At 48.8% G+C, this 19,875-nt stretch carries 13 protein-coding genes; all 13 read left to right on the forward strand.

Features of this window, described 5'->3' with window-relative positions:
- The first annotated feature begins 14 nt into the window (after nucleotides 1-14).
- The 13 genes from ACUN27_RS11190 (at nucleotide 15) to ACUN27_RS11250 (ending at nucleotide 19,852) form a co-directional block, all read left to right on the forward strand.
- Nucleotides 15-2,003: a YjhG/YagF family D-xylonate dehydratase gene (locus ACUN27_RS11190; RefSeq protein WP_445558902.1), complete on the forward strand. Its 1,989-nt coding sequence runs from the start codon at nucleotides 15-17 to the stop codon at nucleotides 2,001-2,003.
- A 294-nt stretch (nucleotides 2,004-2,297) separates the two neighbouring features.
- Nucleotides 2,298-3,272 (forward strand): ABC transporter permease, encoded by a 975-nt coding sequence (locus ACUN27_RS11195; RefSeq protein WP_315955356.1) that lies wholly within the window; start codon nucleotides 2,298-2,300, stop codon nucleotides 3,270-3,272.
- 19 nt (nucleotides 3,273-3,291) lie between these two features.
- Complete coding sequence (locus ACUN27_RS11200; protein ID WP_315955355.1) at nucleotides 3,292-4,176, forward strand: carbohydrate ABC transporter permease; 885 nt, start codon at nucleotides 3,292-3,294, stop codon at nucleotides 4,174-4,176.
- A gap of 97 nt (nucleotides 4,177-4,273) precedes the next feature.
- Complete coding sequence (locus tag ACUN27_RS11205) at nucleotides 4,274-5,857, forward strand: extracellular solute-binding protein (protein ID WP_315955354.1); 1,584 nt, start codon at nucleotides 4,274-4,276, stop codon at nucleotides 5,855-5,857.
- 463 nt (nucleotides 5,858-6,320) lie between these two features.
- The gene (locus tag ACUN27_RS11210; protein WP_445558903.1) at nucleotides 6,321-8,663 is read left to right on the forward strand and encodes a helix-turn-helix domain-containing protein; all 2,343 of its coding nucleotides are present in this window, start codon (nucleotides 6,321-6,323) and stop codon (nucleotides 8,661-8,663) included.
- A gap of 180 nt (nucleotides 8,664-8,843) precedes the next feature.
- Nucleotides 8,844-10,112, forward strand: a complete 1,269-nt coding sequence (locus tag ACUN27_RS11215) for an FG-GAP-like repeat-containing protein (RefSeq protein WP_315955351.1) — start codon at nucleotides 8,844-8,846, stop codon at nucleotides 10,110-10,112.
- Nucleotides 10,113-10,123: 11 nt separating this feature from the next.
- Nucleotides 10,124-10,804, forward strand: coding sequence for a hypothetical protein (locus ACUN27_RS11220; protein ID WP_445558904.1), 681 nt, complete (start codon nucleotides 10,124-10,126; stop codon nucleotides 10,802-10,804).
- A 21-nt stretch (nucleotides 10,805-10,825) separates the two neighbouring features.
- Entirely contained in the window at nucleotides 10,826-12,322 is a 1,497-nt protein-coding gene (locus ACUN27_RS11225) for a glycoside hydrolase family 88/105 protein (protein ID WP_445558905.1), read from the forward strand.
- A gap of 306 nt (nucleotides 12,323-12,628) precedes the next feature.
- On the forward strand, nucleotides 12,629-13,486 hold the full coding sequence (locus ACUN27_RS11230; protein WP_326062212.1) for a carbohydrate ABC transporter permease: 858 nt from the start codon (nucleotides 12,629-12,631) through the stop codon (nucleotides 13,484-13,486).
- Between the two features lie 67 nt (nucleotides 13,487-13,553).
- Nucleotides 13,554-15,134, forward strand: coding sequence for a hypothetical protein (locus ACUN27_RS11235; protein ID WP_445558906.1), 1,581 nt, complete (start codon nucleotides 13,554-13,556; stop codon nucleotides 15,132-15,134).
- Nucleotides 15,135-15,194: 60 nt separating this feature from the next.
- Entirely contained in the window at nucleotides 15,195-17,474 is a 2,280-nt protein-coding gene (locus tag ACUN27_RS11240) for a helix-turn-helix domain-containing protein (protein ID WP_445558907.1), read from the forward strand.
- Complete coding sequence (locus tag ACUN27_RS11245) at nucleotides 17,471-18,418, forward strand: ABC transporter permease (RefSeq protein ID WP_315955346.1); 948 nt, start codon at nucleotides 17,471-17,473, stop codon at nucleotides 18,416-18,418. The genes ACUN27_RS11240 and ACUN27_RS11245 overlap by 4 nt, the downstream gene beginning before the upstream one ends.
- A gap of 48 nt (nucleotides 18,419-18,466) precedes the next feature.
- Nucleotides 18,467-19,852, forward strand: a complete 1,386-nt coding sequence (locus tag ACUN27_RS11250; protein ID WP_445558908.1) for a sulfatase-like hydrolase/transferase — start codon at nucleotides 18,467-18,469, stop codon at nucleotides 19,850-19,852.
- Nucleotides 19,853-19,875 lie beyond the last annotated feature (23 nt).

Here is a 19,875-nt window from a genome sequence, read left to right on the forward strand (position 1 = left end):
AAGGGTGAAGGTTGATGACTGAGCAGTTAGACTCGATTATGGCCAAAGAAAATAACGATTTATATACCATCCATACGCATGCACAAGGCCCAAAAGGTTCATTGCCATTAACGAAAGAGATGTTATTGCATGCTCCTAGCGGAGAGTTATTCGGTCTGACCCAAAATGTGGGGATGGGGTGGAAACCGTCTCGCCTGAAGGGAAAGCAGTACCTTTTGCTGAGCACGCAAGGCGGTATTCGTAAGGAGGACGGCAGTCCGGTTGCACTTGGCTATCATACCGGCCACTGGGAAGTTGGCCTTTTGACGCAGGCTGCTGCTGAAGTGATTACAGAAAGCGGTGGGGTTCCTTTCGCCGGTTATGTGAGCGATCCTTGCGACGGCAGGTCCCAGGGAACGGAAGGGATGTTTGATTCTCTTCCTTACCGGAATGATGCAGCAATCGTTTTCCGGCGTCTTATCCGCTCATTGCCGACACGCAAAGGCGTCCTTGGTGTGGCAACCTGCGATAAAGGAATGCCGGCAATGATGATTGCGCTAGCCGGGATGCATGAGCTTCCATGCGTAATCGTGCCTGGGGGCGTAACTTTACCTCCAACGGAGGGGGAAGATGCCGGGAAAATCCAAACCATTGGAGCAAGGTACGCGAATGGGGAAATCAGCCTGGAAGACGCTGCGGACCTCGGCTGCCGGGCATGCGCCACACCGGGCGGGGGCTGCCAATTTCTTGGAACGGCCGCTACTTCGCAGGTCATTGCAGAGGCAATGGGCATGACGGTGCCGCATGCTGCGCTTGCTCCATCCGGACAGCCTGTATGGGAAGAGATGGCTAGACAGTCGGCACGAGCTATGATGACGCTGGAGGAGAAAGGCATTCGGATGAAGGATATTTTGACGGAAGCGTCCATCCATAATGCCATGGTCGTTCATGCGGCTTTCGGAGGATCGACAAACTTGCTGCTGCATATTCCAGCTGTCGCCCATGCGGCAGGACTGCCGGTTCCGACGGTTCAGGATTGGATACGTGTGAATAAGCAAGTGCCAAGACTAGTCAGCGTTTTGCCGAACGGTCCGGAATATCATCCGACTGTGAGAGTGTTTCTGGCTGGCGGGGTGCCCGAAGTGATGCTGCATCTTCGCCGACTTGGGGTACTGAAAGAAGATGCATTGACCGTAACGGGGGAAACGCTGGGGACTGTCCTGGATTGGTGGGAGTCGAGCGAACGTCGCCGCAAAATGCGGAGCCTTCTCATGGAAATGGACGGCATTGATCCCGATCAGGTCATCATGAGTCCGGAACGTGCCAAAGAAAGAGGATTAACCTCAACGGTCACGTTCCCTATGGGCAACTTGGCGCCGGAAGGATCAGTCATTAAATCAACAGCGATTGACCCGACAACCGTTGGGGAAGATGGTGTTTATCGGCATCGGGGCAAAGCGAAAGTATTTACCTCGGAGAAAGCAGCTATCCTGGCCATCAAAAATGGCGGAATTCAAGCCGGCGATATTATGGCGTTAATCGGACGAGGACCATCGGGTACGGGGATGGAGGAGACTTATCAATTAACCTCGGCGCTAAAACATCTGCCGTTTGGCAAATACGTGTCGCTAATTACCGATGCGCGTTTTTCGGGCGTGTCCACGGGTGCTTGCATTGGCCATGTGGGACCTGAGGCGCTGGCCGGCGGCCCGATTGGGAAGCTGCGGGATGGAGATACCATCGATATCGTAGTGGATCGCAACAGCTTGGAAGGCACGATTCATTTTCTAGGGGCCGGTGACGAAGTGCTTACCCCTGATGAAGGAGCGCTTGTGCTTGCAGCCCGCGAGCCTCATCCCGAGCTCGCCGCCGATCCCAAACTTCCTGCTGATACGCGATTATGGGCAGCTTTGCAGGCTGTAAGCGGTGGGACATGGGCAGGAAGCGTTTATGACGTTGAGCGGATTATCACTGTTTTGGAAGCAGGCAAAAAAGCTTTGGCTGTTGCTGAGCGGAATGTGTAGGCAATTCTGTGTGTTAAAACAGTTCTGTTGAAGATTTCAACAGGGCTGTTTTTTTCGTTTTGGCTGACCCCCGTCAAAACTCCTTTGGCGCGCTCAATCGGACATTATTGAGCCGTTTGCACCAGGAAGTAAAAGGGATTTCCACTGTTTTACCGGATTTGCATTTTCTTGATTTTGATTATTATCGCACCTTGGAAGGGCTTACAAAAATGTCCGATAGGCGGAAAACGGTTAAAGCTGCATACTGAATCTACACCGCTCGCGAGGCGATCAACTTTCTTGGAGGTGAAGAGGATGAAACGGGTGACTGCACCTAATTCAATAGAAATTGCGAAACCGGGTACCCGTGAGCATGCGAAACGCCGTGCAAGCATAACGGGACGATTGCTGAAAGACAAATGGTTGTACGTGCTATTAGCTCCGGGATTGCTATATTTTATCATTTTCAAATATGTTCCGATGTGGGGCGTGCTGCTTGCTTTTAAGAACTATCAGCCATTTCTAGGCTTTTGGAAAAGCGATTGGGTTGGCTTAGATCATTTCCGCGTGTTTTTCACAAATCCTGAATTTTTCATGCTGCTTCGCAACACGCTTTTGCTTTCATTTTATAATCTGCTGTTTTTCTTTCCGGCACCGATTGTTCTGGCGCTTCTGTTAAATGAAGTTCGCCTGGCATTTTTCAAAAGAACGATTCAAACGCTGATTTATGTACCTCATTTTATTTCATTAGTTATCGTGGCCAGCTTGACGTATGTGTTCCTGACAACACAAGGCGGGATTGTGAATGAGATGCTGGAGCAGTACACCGGCGCCAAAATCGATTTTCTGGCTAGTCCGCAGTGGTTCCGTCCGATGATTATCATTCAAACCATTTGGAAGGAATGCGGATTTGGCACCATCATCTTCCTTGCAGCTCTGGCCGGCGTGGATGTTGAGCAATATGAAGCTGCCATTATGGACGGAGCCAATCGCTTCAGACAGGTATGGCACATTACACTGCCTTCGATTCGAAGTACGATCATCATTCTACTCATTTTGCGGATGGGGGATGTCTTGGACAACGGTTTCGAGCAAATTTTCTTGATGCTGAACCCTTTGAACAGGGAATCCGCGGAAGTTTTCGATACTTACGTATATATGATGGGGATTACACAAGGCGCTTTCAGTTACAGTACAGCGGTTGGGTTGTTCAAAGCCATCGTCGGCGTCACGCTTGTTCTTGGCGCGAATTGGCTGGCGAAGCGTTTCGGCCAATCTGGCATTTACTAGGTGAAGGAGGAGAGGCACATTGAATAAAAAATACAGAAGCTTATCAGGGACGCTGTTCGACGTAAGCAATTATATCCTGCTCAGTATTATCGGAATCGTGGCCGTTCTGCCCTTCATCTATGTGGTGGCCGGTTCCTTCGCTTCGGATACGGAGCTGACGCAAAGAGCGGTTTTCCTGATTCCCAAAACGTTCACCTTATCGGCTTACGCATTTATTTTTTCAACGGATACGATTTTGAAAAGCATTTGGGTTTCGCTTTACGTAACCATTCTGGGTACGCTGGTCAATCTGTTTTTTACCGTAACAATGGCGTATGCCCTATCCAAAAAAGGGCTTATGGGACGAAATACCGTATTAAACATGATCGTTTTCTCTATGCTCTTTGGTGGCGGTTTGATTCCGACTTATATCGTTATTCGCGAGCTTCATATGCTAGATACTTATTGGGCTCTAATGATTCCTGGAGCTATTAGCGCCTTCAACCTGATTATCGTCAAAAACTTTTTCCAAGAGCTCCCGCAAGAACTGGAGGAAGCGGCCAAAATTGATGGCTGCACCGAACTGGGGCTTCTCTGGCGCATTGTGCTTCCTTTATCCATGCCGGTTCTGGCTACATTCACTTTGTTTTATGCGGTTGGCCACTGGAACAACTTTTTCTCCGCCTTGTTGTATCTCAATGATCCTGCCAAATGGCCGCTTCAGGTCATGCTGAGACAGATTGTCTTACTCTCGCAAATGGCGGCAGGCGATATGAGCACAGTCGATCCGCAGTTTGTGAAACAGCAGGAGCAGTCCATCAAAATGGCGGTTATCGTCGTCGGCACCATCCCTATTTTGCTCGTCTATCCGTTCCTGCAAAAGCATTTTGCCAAGGGGGTCCTGATTGGATCGGTCAAAGGGTAAACGGATTACGATAGTTCATCTTTACAGTTTCTTGGCAATTCAGCCTAGGCCATGCCAGGTGTCACGAGACTGCCCATTTTAAAGGAGGAGCGATCATATGAAAAAGAGTTCAAAAAAATGGATTTCCGTCGCAGCCGTCAGTACAGTAGCTATGACAACAATAGTTGGCTGCAGCAGCGGAGGTAAGGAAGCCGCAACCACTCCTTCATCCTCAGGATCTTCTGCACCGGCTGCAGCTACGCCTGCCCAGCAGCAAACTCCGCTGGATCTCAACATCATGCTTCCGATCTTCAAAACGAACTTTCCGAAGGACGACGGTCCGGTTGTGACGGAAATCGAGAAAAAAACAAATACGAATATCCATTTGGAATGGGTACCTAACGCATCCTATACAGATAAATTCAACATCACACTCGCTTCCGGTAAGCTTCCTAGCATCATCTACGTACCCGACGTGAAAAATCCGAGCTTTGTGAATGCAGCGAAGTCCGGCGCCTTCTGGGAAGTAGGCAAGTATTTGAAGGATTTCCCGTCCCTGAGCCAGGCGAATTCAATCATCATGAACAACTCTTCGATTGATGGTAAAAATTACGGTGTTTACCGTGGACGTGCACTTGGCCGAAACGGTATTAATTACCGGAAAGACTGGTTGGAAGCGGTCGGTATGCAGCCGCCAAAAACGATTGATGATTTCTACAATATGTTGAAAGCGTTTAAGGAGAAAGATCCGGACAAAAACGGTAAAAATGACACTTACGGCATGGTCATGGTGAAATGGACCGGCCAATGGGCCAGCAGCTTCGACATTATGAAGCTATGGTTTGGCGCTCCGAACAAATGGGGGGTCGTTAATGGCAAGTTGGTGCCAGAGCATCAAACTCCGGAGTATTTGGAAGCATTGAAATTTATGAAAAAGCTGTATGATGAAAAGCTGGTCAACCAGGACTTTGCTGTATTTGATTCGGCAAAATGGAATGACCCTGTCGTCAATAACCAAGCCGGTGTGATCATTGACGTTACGGATAATGCGGCTCGTTTGGACGATAAAATTCACCAAACGCTTACGAAAGATGGCAAAGATAAGCCGGACATTCATTACATTGATAACATGATTGGCGTTACTGGCAAAGATGGCCTTAAGGCGCTGCCAACCTCCGGTTTCGCAGGATTGCTTGCCATTCCGAAGTCGTCTGTGAAAACGGAAGACGATATGAAACGCGTGTTGAAGTTCCTGGATCAAATGAACTCGCCGGAGCTTACCACGATGGCTGGCTATGGCTTGGAAGGCAAGCACTACACCAAAGAGGGCGACGCTGTAGTGCCTAGCAAGGATTCCGCGCTTCTGGAGTCCGAAGTGGAAGGCTTGAACCAAATGCTGCCGTTCATTCCAGAGGATCGTGGCTTGAAAGTGAAACAAACACCGCTTCGTCTGCAAACGGCAAAAATTCAAAAAGAAGCGGAGCAATTCATCGTAGCTAACCCTGCTGAGCCGTTTATCTCCCAAGTCTACTCGCAGAAAGGTCAGCAGCTCGACAATATTATCAATGATGCGCGCATTAAATTCATTGTTGGTCAAACCGACGAAGCCGGTTTGAAAAATGCATTCGAGACTTGGAAAAAATCAGGTGGAGACGATTTGGTGAAGGAAATGAATGACCTTTATTCGGCTGTGAAGAAGTAAAGGTAAATCAGCTTAGGACGATTGCAAAATAGTGCTCAGGCACTCAGGATCCGCTATTGAATTAGCGGAACTTGGGTGCCTTTTTGCTAGATGGCTCACATTACGGCAGGTTAGGGGAACAGCAGGGCGCTATTTTGCCCAAAGCAGCGATTTACCGTAGTAGAGGGAACCAGGGGCGCTATTTCGGCATTGGAGGCGGTTATTTGGCCAATTGAGGAGAAATAAGCCCCTGTAGTTCCCCTCGGCCCTCGAAAGTTAATCTTTTCACCAAAATAGGGGAATAGAGTTCCCTTACTTGTAGCGGTTGGAATATAGGTGCTAAGCGCCCCTTTAAAATGTAAAAAGTCGGAAAAGTAGGGAAAATACACTGAAAATTAACTTCTCCTCGCCAACTTTTCGTAATATGCTCAAGGTTATAGTGTCCTTCGCTTGAAGCTAAACTTAAGAATGGGTTGGTGAAAACATGCTCTTAAGCACCGTTAAAGCAAGATTCGGCAACATGCAGGGCCGGACGGACGGCGGCAAAGGCCGCTTTTTTAGAAAAAGCCTGATCATGATTTTTATCGTCTCCGGCATCCCGGGACTCATTATGGGTGCGCTGGTGTACGGGATAGCCGGCGGGCGAGTAGAGAGCGAGCTGCTGCAGCTGCATTACGGGCAAATCGAACAGCGATCCCAGAACATTGACGATCAATTGAGCAATCTTGAGCTGCTCCTCTCCCATTGGGCATTTGATAATAAATTCGATTACAGCTTGAACGGCTTTGATTTTGTGAGAAACTTCGAAAGAACGCAGGATATTACGAGAACGCTCATCGCGATGCAGGGCTCCAATGCGCTGGTTAAAAAGGCGGAACTGTATGTCGGCGGTTCGAGCTCCGTGCTTTTCAACCCTGAATATACCGTGCTTGATAACAAGACGACATCCGGCATGTACGATAAGCTGATTCACGGCAAAAATGTGACCTATTGGACGCAGTGGTCCTTTGATACGACTCATCCGGATACGAAGGATCTAACGCTCATTCACCATATTCCCGGGGGGAGCTTACATCCTTTTGGCGTGTTAGTGTTTCGATTTGATAACGAGAAAATCGCGAACTTGTTAAAAACAATGACGCCGTACGATGAAGGTGAAACCTTCGTTTTGCAAAATTCAGGTGAGCTTTATGTCTCATCTACCGGAAGCGCTTCCAATTCACCGTTTGTCACGGCTTTGCGGGAAAAAATCGCATCCTTAGGCGCACCGAAAGGCTCTTTCTTTTTAGATTACAAAGGGAAGACCTATACGGTTTCCTATGGCAGCTTATCCCGGATTGCCGACGATTGGACTTACGTATCCGCCTCTCCGATAACTAACATTATTTCACCGGTAGTGTTTATTTCCAAGCTGATCATCACCGTAAGTTTAATCGCTTTGCTGCTCGCGGCACTGCTTTCATGGCTGGCTTCGCGGAGCATTTATTTGCCGGTCAAACGTCTCGTCACACTGCTGGGCAGTCATGCGAATTGGGCCGGTCGGGAAGACGAATTCACCGTGATCGAAAAGCAGTGGCGAGACTTGCATACGGAAAGTCTTGAGCTGAATACCAAGCTTAAGGAGCAGCTGCCGCATGTGAAAGACAGCTTTTTACACCAGCTGCTGCAGGGCTATCTGAATGAATACTCCGAGGAAGACTTGCTTCGCCGCATGGAGCGGTTTAAGTGGGATGTGAGGCATCGTCATTTTACTGTGCTGTATGTCCAGTTAGTCGGCATGACGAATCTGGATGGGACGTTCCGCCATGGCGATGAGGGGCTTGTGACGTTTGCGGCTGTCAATATGATCAAGGAGCTGGCCGCGCAACATTTTGAACAAAGCGATACGATCAATTTCCATGACCTTACGGCGGGAGTGCTGCTTATTACACCGGAACATCAGTCCGTCGCGAATGCCTTTGAGACATTCAGTGAAGAGTTGACACAGTATATTAATCGCATTCTGAAAATGCATGTCACCATCGCGATCAGTCGTCCGGTGTCACATATTTCGGATGTGCCGCTTGCTTTTGACAGAACGAAACAAGCGGTCAGCTATCGTAATTTTGAAAATGTGAATCAAATTATCGACTTGGAGAGGAATCATCTCGATGGAGATGAGGTATCGGAGCCTCAATACCCGTTTGCGCTGGAGCGGGAGCTCATTCAGGCGCTTCGTACCGGGCGGGAAGAGGAGGCGCATGACATGCTGGCCTCGTTCCTAGATGCGCTATCCGGCAAAGGAGCAAAGGAAATCGACGTGCAGCAAGGCATGCTGCATCTGCTCGGCAGCGTACAACACGCAATTATGGTTTCCGGCATTAATCCGAACCGGCTGTTCAAAGGGGCGAATTTGTATGAGCAGCTGTCCCAAATCAGAGAGCCGCGGAGAATTCTGGCGTGGTTCCAGGACAAGGTTCTTGACCCGTTCCAGAAGGAGCTGACGGAACGCTCTGATGCCCAGGTCAAGCGCATGATCGAGCAAGTGATGATTTATTTGCAGCAAAATTACATGAATGACATCTCGCTCGACAATTGTGCGGATTATACCGGCGTCAATCCGTTTTTCCTCAGCAAAACGTTTAAACAGGTGACCGGGAAAAATTTTATCGATTATTTAACAGAACTGCGTATGGAGAAAGCCAAAGAACTGCTGCGCGAGTCGGAAATTAAGATCTGCGATGTGGCTGATCAGGTCGGGTATCAGCACAGTTATTTTAACCGTATTTTTAAAAAGCTGGAAGGCATGACGCCGACCCGTTATCGGGAGCTCAGCAGGAGTACATAACCTCTTGAACAAGAATGTTTCAATGGCACAAAAAAGTGCAAACTGTCTGGGCATCCCCGACAAGAATGTCTCATTGTAGGCAAGAATTCTCATTTTTATAATGAAGGAATAAGGGGGGCGGTCAAATGGCTCCTCTTATTACGGAATATGGGGATTTTTACGCTTACGGAGGGATATCGAATGCAACAAACATTGAAAGAACCGCATCTCATTGGAAAAATAGATATTCAAGCAGCGGGTCCCCGCTGTAAAATGCTGCTCGGCGATCTGAACGGGGACGGCAGGATGGAGGTCCTTATGGTGCATCCTGATAACCGTCAGGATGTGAGGTACATTCCCCATCAGGTGCAATGCCTGACCGCGTTCGATTTGGAGGGGAACTTGCTTTGGCAAACCGGCAAGCCGGATGCCGGTGCGGGAAGCCAAGGTTCGGATTATCCCGCACAAATTGCCGATATCGATGGGGACGGACGTTTAGAGGTTTTGTGTGTTATGGACGATCGATTCGTGATCTTGGACGGTCACAATGGGCAGGTAAAGGCAACGCATGAATTGCCGGGCGAGCATGCTCATGATTGCATTATCGTAGCCAATTTGACAGGTGGCGATTTTGCAGGAGATATCATCCTGAAAGACCGCTACCATACCCTGTGGGCGCTCGATCGCGAGTTTAATCTCTTGTGGAAACACGAAGGCAACCCGGGGCATTTCCCTTGGGTTTACGATTTCGACGACGACGGGCTTGATGAGGTTATGGCCGGTTATGACCTGCTTGACCACGATGGCCAGCTATTGTGGAGCTGCCGGGATTTGGACGATCACGCCGACTGTATTTGGGTTGGCGATGTGAACGGAGACGGAGAACCGGAGCTTGTAATCGGCGGCAGCGTCACGGTCATGTATGATCGCCATGGCCAAGAGCTGTGGCGTTACGAAGGCTCGATTGAGTCGCAGCATATTGCGCTCGGACGGTTCCGCAGCGATATGCCGGGACTGCAGATCGCAGGCCTCGATCGTCTCGTGCGCGAGGATGACGGCAAGGGCTTGAAAGGAAAAGATGCGCTATTTCTTTTGGATAGCGAGGGGCGAGAGATTTGGAAGGAAGATCGCCAAACAGACGGTTGGCTGACCATTATTGAACCTCTCCGCGGTTGGGAGAAGGGCGCAGCGGATTACATTTTGGCTTATCGACGCGGTGGAGGCGTTTTTCCAACCTTATATGACGGGGACATGAATGCGGTCGTTGCGTTTCCGCTCGAAGGTTATGCGGTACATGCCGATTTGTTCGGCAGTGGGAGCGAGCAGGTTATTATCTTTAATAATGAGACGATGGCTATTTATGCGAGTGAGCCTTATGATGTGACGCAAAAGCCTTCAGGTGTTCCGCTGCCGCAACCGAAACGGTTATCCAGCTCTACGCTGTACCCTGGCGGCGAAATCCCGATCTAATGGAGGCAGACATGAAAATGAATCCCTATTTTCAAGCAAACGAATCGATCGCTGGTAAAGCGAAGTCGGACGAACATATACTGGCGGCTGTCGCTGGAAGATTCATCGGGGCTAACCCTAAGCATCCGCCGGTTTATCGGATATATTCGACGGAAGGCTTCCGACGTGGAGCGGATTACCGCTATGAGATGGATCTTGAACAGCGATGGCCAGAACTGGAGCATGGGCAATTCGTCTATGTATGGGGGAAGCTGTGGAGCGATGGGGAAATCGACCATCCGTTCAGTATCAGCTGCTATTGTCCTGTACGGATTATAGTGAACGGGATATTGCAATTCGCTTCGAACTTGAATGAGGATGTATTTCCAGATCGAAGCAGCTTTTTCCGTGCCAAACTTGGCCGGGGCTGGAATCATATCGTGCTGGAATTCGTGGCAACCGCAACCGGTTGTGGCGGCAAATTCGGAACAGGAAGTATCAAGGGTTTTCCTATGCACATTCTTGCTCCACTGGCGAACAGGGATGGTCAAGAAGGTTGGGTGTACAGCCGTCTTCAATCAGCGGCATGGGATGTCATGCCTGGTGCCGAGGAGGAGCAAGGCCAAGATGAGTGGTTTCCGCGAATGGCATGGACACCACAGGAACGGAGCAGCGGATGCTTCAGCCGCATTTACGGCGAAAAGCCAGGGTAGATCGCCTATGCATGGACGAAGTTGGAGAACAAAAGCCCGGGCGTGCAACAAGTCAGGTTTGCAGGTGAGTATCAAGGTCCCTTGACGGTTTATTTGAATGGTACTCCCGTTTTTGAGAGAAATGAGCGCCCAACGTCTGGCCTGTTCGAGATAGCACTTTCGATCCCGTTTGGTGTTCATGATCTTGTTGCCTGCTCTGTTTGCGAAGGTACGATTTGGAGCGTAAGCCTGGAACTTGTTAGCGTGAGCGCGGAAGAGTCCGCTCCTGTGAAGCGAATCCCGCCGTATCCGGTGGAAGGGCTGACGGATGGTTGGCTGTACGCAGGACCTTTCTCAGCTGGAAATGCTCCGGAGTGGGCTGCAATGACTCGCATGCATGCACCGATTGGTTCAGAAGGAGAGCGCACATTCTGGCGTGCCGACTTGCCTGGAGCTTGGGTACGGCCTTATCTGGAAAATGCCATTTACGGCAAATGGAACTATCCGCTTGGAGTGACGCTTTATGGCATTTTGCGAACAGGTCAGGAGTTAGGCGACCCGCATTACACGAACTATGCGGTCGATCATATAGAACAGTGCACCTCCATGTTCGCTTACAGCAGTTGGGATCAGGCGCAATACGGTTCGCCGGGCGTGAATCACCAACTGACGTTGATCGACAGCTTGGATGATTGCGGTTCCTTCGGCGCAGCGATGCTGGAGGCAAACAAACAGCGAGCGCTGGATGGCGCCGAGGCGGCAGCCGAACGCATTGCGTTTTACATCACGCGGGAACAAAGCCGGCTGGAGGACGGGACGTTGTATCGAAAGCGGGGAACGACCGATTTCATGAAAGATACGGTTTGGTGTGATGATTTGTATATGAGCACGCCGTTTCTCTGCAAGTATTACGAGCTTACAGGTGATACAGCTTATCTGGATGATGCGGCGAAACAGTTTTTACGGTATAAAAAGCTGATGTTCATTCCTGAGCAAGGCATCATGCATCATGTGTTCGATTTTAAATTCGGCAAAGGAAATAGCGTGCCATGGGGACGGGGCAACGGCTGGGTGCTGTTTTCGTTAACGGAGCTGCTGGCCGTCATGCCTGGCGATCACCCGGAACGCCCGGAGTTAGTGGCCTTTTTCCGTGAGCTGTGCCAAGGTTACAGCCGCTTGCAGGGTCAGCTTGGCTTATGGCACCAAGTACTGACGGATCCTGAATCGTATGCGGAGGCTTCCTGCACTTCGATGTTCATCTACGCATTCGCCAGAGGGGTGCGTTTCGGCTGGTTGGAAGAGGCGGCTCCTTATGTGGAGGCTGTGCTGCGAGGTTGGGAAGGCTTGACGCGTTATGCCATCGACAAAAACGGAAATGTTTACGGCGTATGCCGAGGTTCGGGGTATTCGTTTAATAAGCTGTACTATAAAGACCAGCTGTCGTGGCAGTTGAACGATACGCATGGCATCGGCATTGTGCTTTTGGCGGGGATAGAAACGATCAAGCTGCGAAAGCATCTATCGGCTTGCAGCCGCTAAAATAACCGGCATGACCCTTTGGGTTGTGCCGGTTTATTGTTTTTTTTATTGAATTATTCCGAGTTAAATAGTAAGATTAATTTTAATTTCTCGCTTGCCCACTTCATTTATTTTACAATTCTAAACGGAATACTGATTTTTTGATTTTCAATAAAACCTTTATAGTACAAGCTTTTTGGGCAACGAATTCAAATTTTAATCATTAGTACAAAAACTAATTATATATTCCCACACGCATTTTATACATAATTAAATTAGTCGGAATTAGCCGAATGACAATAGCGTTTGACGGAGGAGAGCTAGCAGATGAGTTCAAAAGGAGGTAACCTATTTTCAATTCTCAACACTATTTTTTTAATCGCGTTAACCCTGGCCACTCTCTATCCGATGTGGCGGGAAGCGGCCGTGTCCTTCAGCGGTATGGAGGAAGCAATGAAAGGCGGCCTATTTTTGTGGCCAAGGGATTTTACTACGGATGCTTACGTCAACATCTTGCATTCCCGGTATTTATGGCTTGCGTATGGCAACAGTTTATTTATTACAGTGGTGGGCACATTCATCGGCGTATTTCTCACGGCGGCAACCGCATTTCCCCTCATTAAACAAGACTTGCCCGGTAAAAAATGGTTCGTTCTACTTATTTTATTCACGATGTTGTTTAGCGGTGGGATTATCCCAACCTATTTACTGGTAAAAAGCGTCGGACTTATCAACTCTTTATGGTCGTTGATTCTGCCGACGGCGATCTCGGCGTATAACGTAATCGTTATGATGAGCTTTTTTCGGACGCTCCCCCGGGAGTTGGATGAATCGGCGACCATGGATGGGGCTCACGCCATTCGTATATTTGGCAGTGTTATTCTTCCACTCTCCAAACCGGTGCTCGCTACAATTGCCTTGTGGGAAGCGGTTGGGTATTGGAACAATTATTTGCAGGCACTTTTTTATCTGAATGACAAAAGCAAGTACGTACTCCCCGTTCTCCTCCGGGATATTATTAACGGGCAGACCATCGCCCAAATGACGGGGGAAAGCACGGGTTCTTCGACGGAATCGGTCATTGCGGCAACGACGATTATGGCGGTGCTTCCGATCCTTATTGTTTATCCGTTTTTACAAAAGTATTTCGTACAGGGGACCTTGATCGGTTCGGTTAAAGCTTAACTTGAGCTTCGGATTTAATATTATTGTTGCGCAAGATGGAATAGATTGTACAGGAGGGGACAAAACCATGTCATTTCATACATATAAGACAGTTCTTATCTTAACTATAGCAGCTAGCCTTACGGCCGCGTGCAGCAGTAACCCAACGTCCGAGAACAGCGGGTCGACAAGCGCACCTAACGTATCAGCTCAGCCAAACAGCGCATCCGGCGGCGACTCCGCCAAGGTCACATTCAAGATTTTCCGCAACTTTCAAGCACCTGAATACCCGGCAGATGGCGGTCCAGCGAAGCAAAAGGTGCTGGCAGCGCTGGATCAAGCGGGGATCAAAGGGATTGATTACAACATTTCAATGGCTTCCGGGGATGAGTACAAGACCAAGCTGAACTTGCTTGCTTCTTCCGGGGACCTGCCGGATTACTTTAGTGTGCCGGATCTCCTGACACTGAACCGGTTGACGGATGAAGGCTTGATTCTGCCCTTGGACGATTTGTTAAAGAATGCGCCAAATGTTACGAAGTTTCTGAAGCCTGAGGATTTGGATATTCTCAAATACAAGGGGAAGTTGTACGGCTTGCCGCCTGGCTACCGCCCGGAGACCTTCAATGGACCTAACGTGAATGGGCTGCTCATACGTCAGGATTGGCTCGATGCACTCAAGCTGAAAACGCCGACCACGTTGGATGAGCTTCATGATGTGCTCAAGGCGTTCACGTTTAATGATCCAGACGGGAATGGGAAAAAGGATACATTTGGAATAACGACTAACAAGCTTCTCGGAGCAGGAGCAAATGGGAATTATTTCAGCACGGTGTTTGGCGCTTTCGGTGTTGTTCCGACGTTCTGGCAGCAGCGTGACGGGCAATTGAAGCAGGGATTGGTATTGCCGGAAACGAAGCAAGCGCTTGCTTTATTGCAAAGCTGGTATAAAGAAGGCATTATCGATCCGGAGTTCCCGATTATGGAAGCGAAGCAAATGAATGAAAAGATCATTAACTCCAAAGCGGGCATTTTCGAGGGTACGGCGTTTGATGCTGATCCTACAGGAGCCAACTATAGCGCTCTGAAGAAGACCGTTGCTACAGCGAAACTTTCCTTCCTTACACCTCCTGCCGGCGCGGGCGGGAAAAAAGGAGCTGCCGAGAATTCGCCAGCCTATAGCGATATTCGGGCGATTTCGGCCAAAGCCAAGAATCCGGAAAAGCTGATGGAGTTGATCAACTGGTCGGCGGGCCCAGGTTTTGATCTGGTCACTTACGGGATCGAGAACGAGGATTATCAATTCGATAAAGACAAAAACAAAATTAAGCTGCTTGTACCGAATTATTCCGAGCTTTATAAGAAAGGTTATTCGAATCCGATTCGCTTCCTGCAAGTCGTAGACCGCCGTTGGTTAACGGAAGAAGCGACAGCGGCGATGACCGTTTCCAATGACCCTCAGAATCTGGTGCACAACGAGTTCTGGAAGAGCGTGCAGGCCATGAACGACTATCCGGATATCAAAAAGCTATGGGATGAATACTTCGCCAAAATTGTCACCGGTGCATGGTCCGTCGATAAATGGGATGAACTAGTCAAACGGTATTACCAAGAAGGCGGGCAAGAAATTGAGAAGCAGGTTAACGCGGAATGGAAGAAAGTTAAATAATCGGCAAGTAAACTCAGGTCGACGAATCGAATCATGCTTGAAAAAGAGAGGGGACAGTCTATGTTTAATAAAATATTCGTATCCTATATGACTATCATAGTGATCCTCATTTTGGCGGTCGGTTCGTCGTACCTAATGATTGTATCCCACGATATCAAATCCGAGCTTGCGCGTTCGTCTCAGAACGAAATCTCGGGGATGATGAAGCGTGCCGAATCATTGATTGCGAATATCGAGCAGCTGTCCCTGCAAGTTTCTCTTAAGCCAGGAGTCAATGAGGCGTTAACGAATCCATATCCTTATTCCATTTTGCAATATGGAGCATTAAAGAATCAGTTAAAAGAGGAAGTAAATTCCAACAATTTATTGTATTCCATCTATTTGTATTTTCGTCTGAACAACCGGATTTTGACGACGAATGAGGGCATCTATGCGCTGGATCAATTTTTTGATAAGCAAATCATTACGACAAACTTTGAAGCCGGCAGCAGCAAAGGCTATCAGATGCGCAGTCTGAAGGATACATCACCCTCGGAGCCGGTTGAACTGCTTACTTTTCATAGGCTAGTACCTCTGACCGCCAAAGAACCTCTTGGGGAACTCATTCTGAATGTGAAGCGTCAAGCGTTCTTCGATGCCTTGTTTCGTTATGCGAGTGTGGATAGCAGCAAAATGATGATCATGGATAGCGAAAGTTATGACATTCTTTCAGAAAATAGTGCCAGAAGCAAAGCACTTACGAGGTCTTTACAATCTTTGAATGCGGGACATTCACTGTCCGATTCCTCAGGGATGGTGCAAGTACAGGGGGAAGACGAGACTTATTTCCTCAGCTATGCAAGGTCGGACACGACCCCTTGGATGGTTGCAGAACGCATTCCCTACTCGGATTACCAACTAGCTTGGAAAAGTAAGGTGCATACTGCAACTCAGGTTGCGGTCGTCATTATTTTAATCAGTATAGCGCTTGCATGCCTCTATAGCATTCGCTTCACCAGACCATGGAAAAACATGGTGAGGGACTATGTCGAACAGCAGGTGGGGCACCCGGGGAACATGGTGAAAAAGGATGAAAGCCAACTGGTCGCCGAGGCGATCCGGGAGCTCGTCTCAGAAAACCGCTACATCAAACAAACCTTGGAGCAGAGTAAACCGATCATCCGGTTCCGGTTGATCTATGACATTTTAACCAATCGTGTGTTCGAAACCTCGGTGATGGCGAATCGACTTCAGCATCTTGGCATTGTATTCCCTCATTCTTATTACGCTGCCATCATTGTGAGAGCAGACATGCAGCTATTGGAGGATCAGGAAGACTACAACGAAATCCGCTTGCTGCTGTTCAGCACCATTGAGAAAGAACTGAGGAGGCGCCTATTTGTTGTCGGCACAATACTTGAAAACCATCAGTTCGGGTTTATTTTGAATGCACCTGTTTCTACTTACATGACCCAGCTAAAACTGGAATTGGATGCCTGCTGTCAGGCGGCGAACCGGATCGGGCAGGAGGAATTCGGCATTACTCTGCAGATTGCCCTAGGGGGCATTTATTCGTCGATGAACAGTTTGAACAAGTCCTACCACGAGGCCAAACGTGCGCTGCACAATACGGCTTGGACTTACCAAACCGATTGTGTCTTTTTCGAAGATACGGCGGATTCTAGAAAATGGAGTTATCCGCTGGCTATACAGAAGGAGCTGCTGCGTCGTCTTAAGTCGGTAGATAGAGAGTCAGCCAAGTTGTCTCTCGACGAATTGTTCGACCGTTATATGTTAGGCAAATCCTATACCCGAGATGAAGTACAAGACACCATCACCTTGATGATGGGCGCGATCGTTCAAGAGCTGTATGAGGATGGTTATTCGCTGGATAAGGTCCATTTGCGGTTCCAATCCGTCAGTGAATGCGAACATATTGGTCAAGTGAAGGAGCTGTTCTATGGATACATCTCCGATATCATGAACCTGCTTGAACAGTTCCAGGATAATAAGATGAGCAATGCCTACATCAGCAAGGCAATTGACTATATGCAGACTTATTACGATCGGATCGAATCCATTGCGGATATTGCCGATCATGTCGGTGTCAGCTCCAGCTATTTAAGCCGAATGTTCCGTGCGGAGACAGGGAAAGCACCGCTTGATTACTTGACCCGGCTGCGCATTGATAAAAGCAAGGAGCTGCTCTTCGTAGGCAATTGCCAATATTCCTTGCAGGAAATTTGTGGTCAGATCGGTTACCACGATGTGCAGAGCTTCATCCGATTTTTCAAAAAATGGGAAAAAATCACCCCGGGTGAATACCGCAAACTTCAGTTAGAAAAAGGAGGTGCCTTATGAGCAGTCAAGCGAGCCATCCGAAGCCTTCTGTTTTAGGTACAAAAGCAGCGCCATCCAGCTCTTTTATTCGCAAGCTGCTGAAGTATAGATATTATTACGCGTTGCTGCTGCCGGGTCTAATTTATTTTATTGTATTCAAATATATTCCGATGGGCGGCGTTATCATTGCCTTTAAGGACTATAAATTAACGCAAGGGGTCATAGGCAGCCCTTGGGTGGGGCTAAAATGGTTCCGAATTCTGTGGTCAACAGGGGATTTCTGGAATGCGCTCTACAATACGTTGCTCATAAGTTTTTATAAGCTGATCTTCGGTTTTCCTGCGCCGATTGCCCTTGCTATCTTGTTGAATGAGGTCATCCATCGCAGATTCAAAAGGATCATTCAGAGCATTTTGTATTTCCCGCATTTTTTATCCTGGATTGTGCTGGGAGGCATTTTGTTTGCTGTACTGTCGCCGGGAACGGGCTTGCTGTCGTGGTTAGGGTTCAGCAGCTCCCCGCTTATGCAGCCGGAATCTTTCCGTTCCTTACTCGTCGTCTCGCATATTTGGAAGGAAGTGGGCTGGGGGACGGTCATTTATTTGGCGGCGATTGCTGGCATTAATCCGGAAATGTACGAAGCTGCACGCATGGATGGCGCCAATCGATTCCGGTTAATCAGCCACGTGACGCTTCCGGCGATATCGGGGACGATCGTGATAATGCTAATACTTCGAACAGGGCAAATTTTATCCGCAGGCTTCGATCAGGTCTTTATTTTATCTAACGATGTTGTGCTTCATGTTGCAGATATTTTGGATACGTATGTCTATCGTGTTGGGCTCAGTTTGGGACGGTTTTCGATTGCGACTGCCGCAGGATTGTTTCAGTCCTTGGCGGGTTTGCTGCTGCTGCTGTTTACCAATTGGCTGGCGCGCCGATTCAGCGATCAAGGATTATGGTAGCTTGGAAGAGAATTATAGATAGGGATCAGATGAAGGAGGCGTGATGTTATGGGAGAAAAGGGAGCAGGGCGTCCGAACGTTATCGTATTTTTTACCGATCAACAAAGATGGGATACCACAGGGGTGCATGGCAATCCACTGGGGCTTACCCCCAATTTCGACCGCATGGCGGTCGAAGGTACACATGTATATCATTCGATCACATGCCAACCGGTATGCGGCCCGGCTCGGTCCTGCCTGCAGACTGGCAAGTATGCAACGACTACCGGCTGTTACCGCAACGGGATTCCGCTGCCTGCTGAAAGCAAGACGTTAGCCCATTATTTCCATGACTCAGGATACCATACGGGGTATATTGGTAAATGGCATTTGGCCAGCACTGAACCTGTACCTATGGATCAAAGGGGTGGCTATGAACATTGGCTAGCCTCTAATGTATTGGAATTTTCCTCCGATGCATACAATACGGTCATGTACAATAATGATAATGAACCCGTTAACCTGCCAGGTTACCGAGCGGATGCTTTAACGGATGCAGCGATCCAATTTGTACATAAGGAGCAGAAACGGAACCGGCAGGAGGAAACAGAAGAGCCTTTCTTTCTATTCGTGTCCTATATCGAGCCTCATCACCAAAATCATCTGGACAATTATCCGGCTCCAATCGGGTATGAGGATCAATATAGCGGACGTTGGATACCGCCGGATCTCGCTGCTCTCGGTGGAACCGCCCATCAGCACTTAGGCGGTTACTACGGAATGGTCAAGCGGTTGGATGAAGCGCTTGGCCGTCTGATTGATGCATTGCGAAGCCTGCAGCTGCTAGACAATACAATCGTGTTGTTTACATCCGATCATGGTTGTCATTTCAAGACGCGTAATGCGGAATACAAGCGTTCCTGCCATGATAGCTCGATTCGGGTTCCAACGGCTTTGATAGGGCCAGGCTTTCAGGCAGGAGGTAGAATTCAGGAGTTGGTTAGTTTGCTGGATCTGCCGCCAACTCTGCTAGACGCAGCTGGCATTCCTGTACCGGAAAGCATGCAAGGGCGTTCCATCTTGCCTTTGGCGCAAAAGAAAAGTGTGGATTGGCCGAAGGAAGTGTTTCTGCAAATCAGTGAATCCGAAGTAGGCCGGGCTATCCGGACGAATCGGTGGAAATACAGCGTCCATGCACCGGACAAAAATGCTTGGGATGATGCGGCATCGGATGTGTATGAAGAGCAGTTTCTGTACGATCTTCATGCGGACCCGCATGAGTTGAGCAATCTCATCGGCGTGGAAAGCTATGCAGCCATTACGGCTGAACTGAGAGAGCGACTCATTGCCCGCATCGTTGAAGCAGGTGAAGAGGAGCCGGTGATACGCCCTGCAAAAGCTAGAAAACTGGAGCAGAGAAGGATCTCGGTTGCGGAAGTGAGAGTGCCGCTATAAAAAAAATCCTTCATGTATATTTA

The organism is Paenibacillus sp. WC2504, assembly GCF_052682475.1.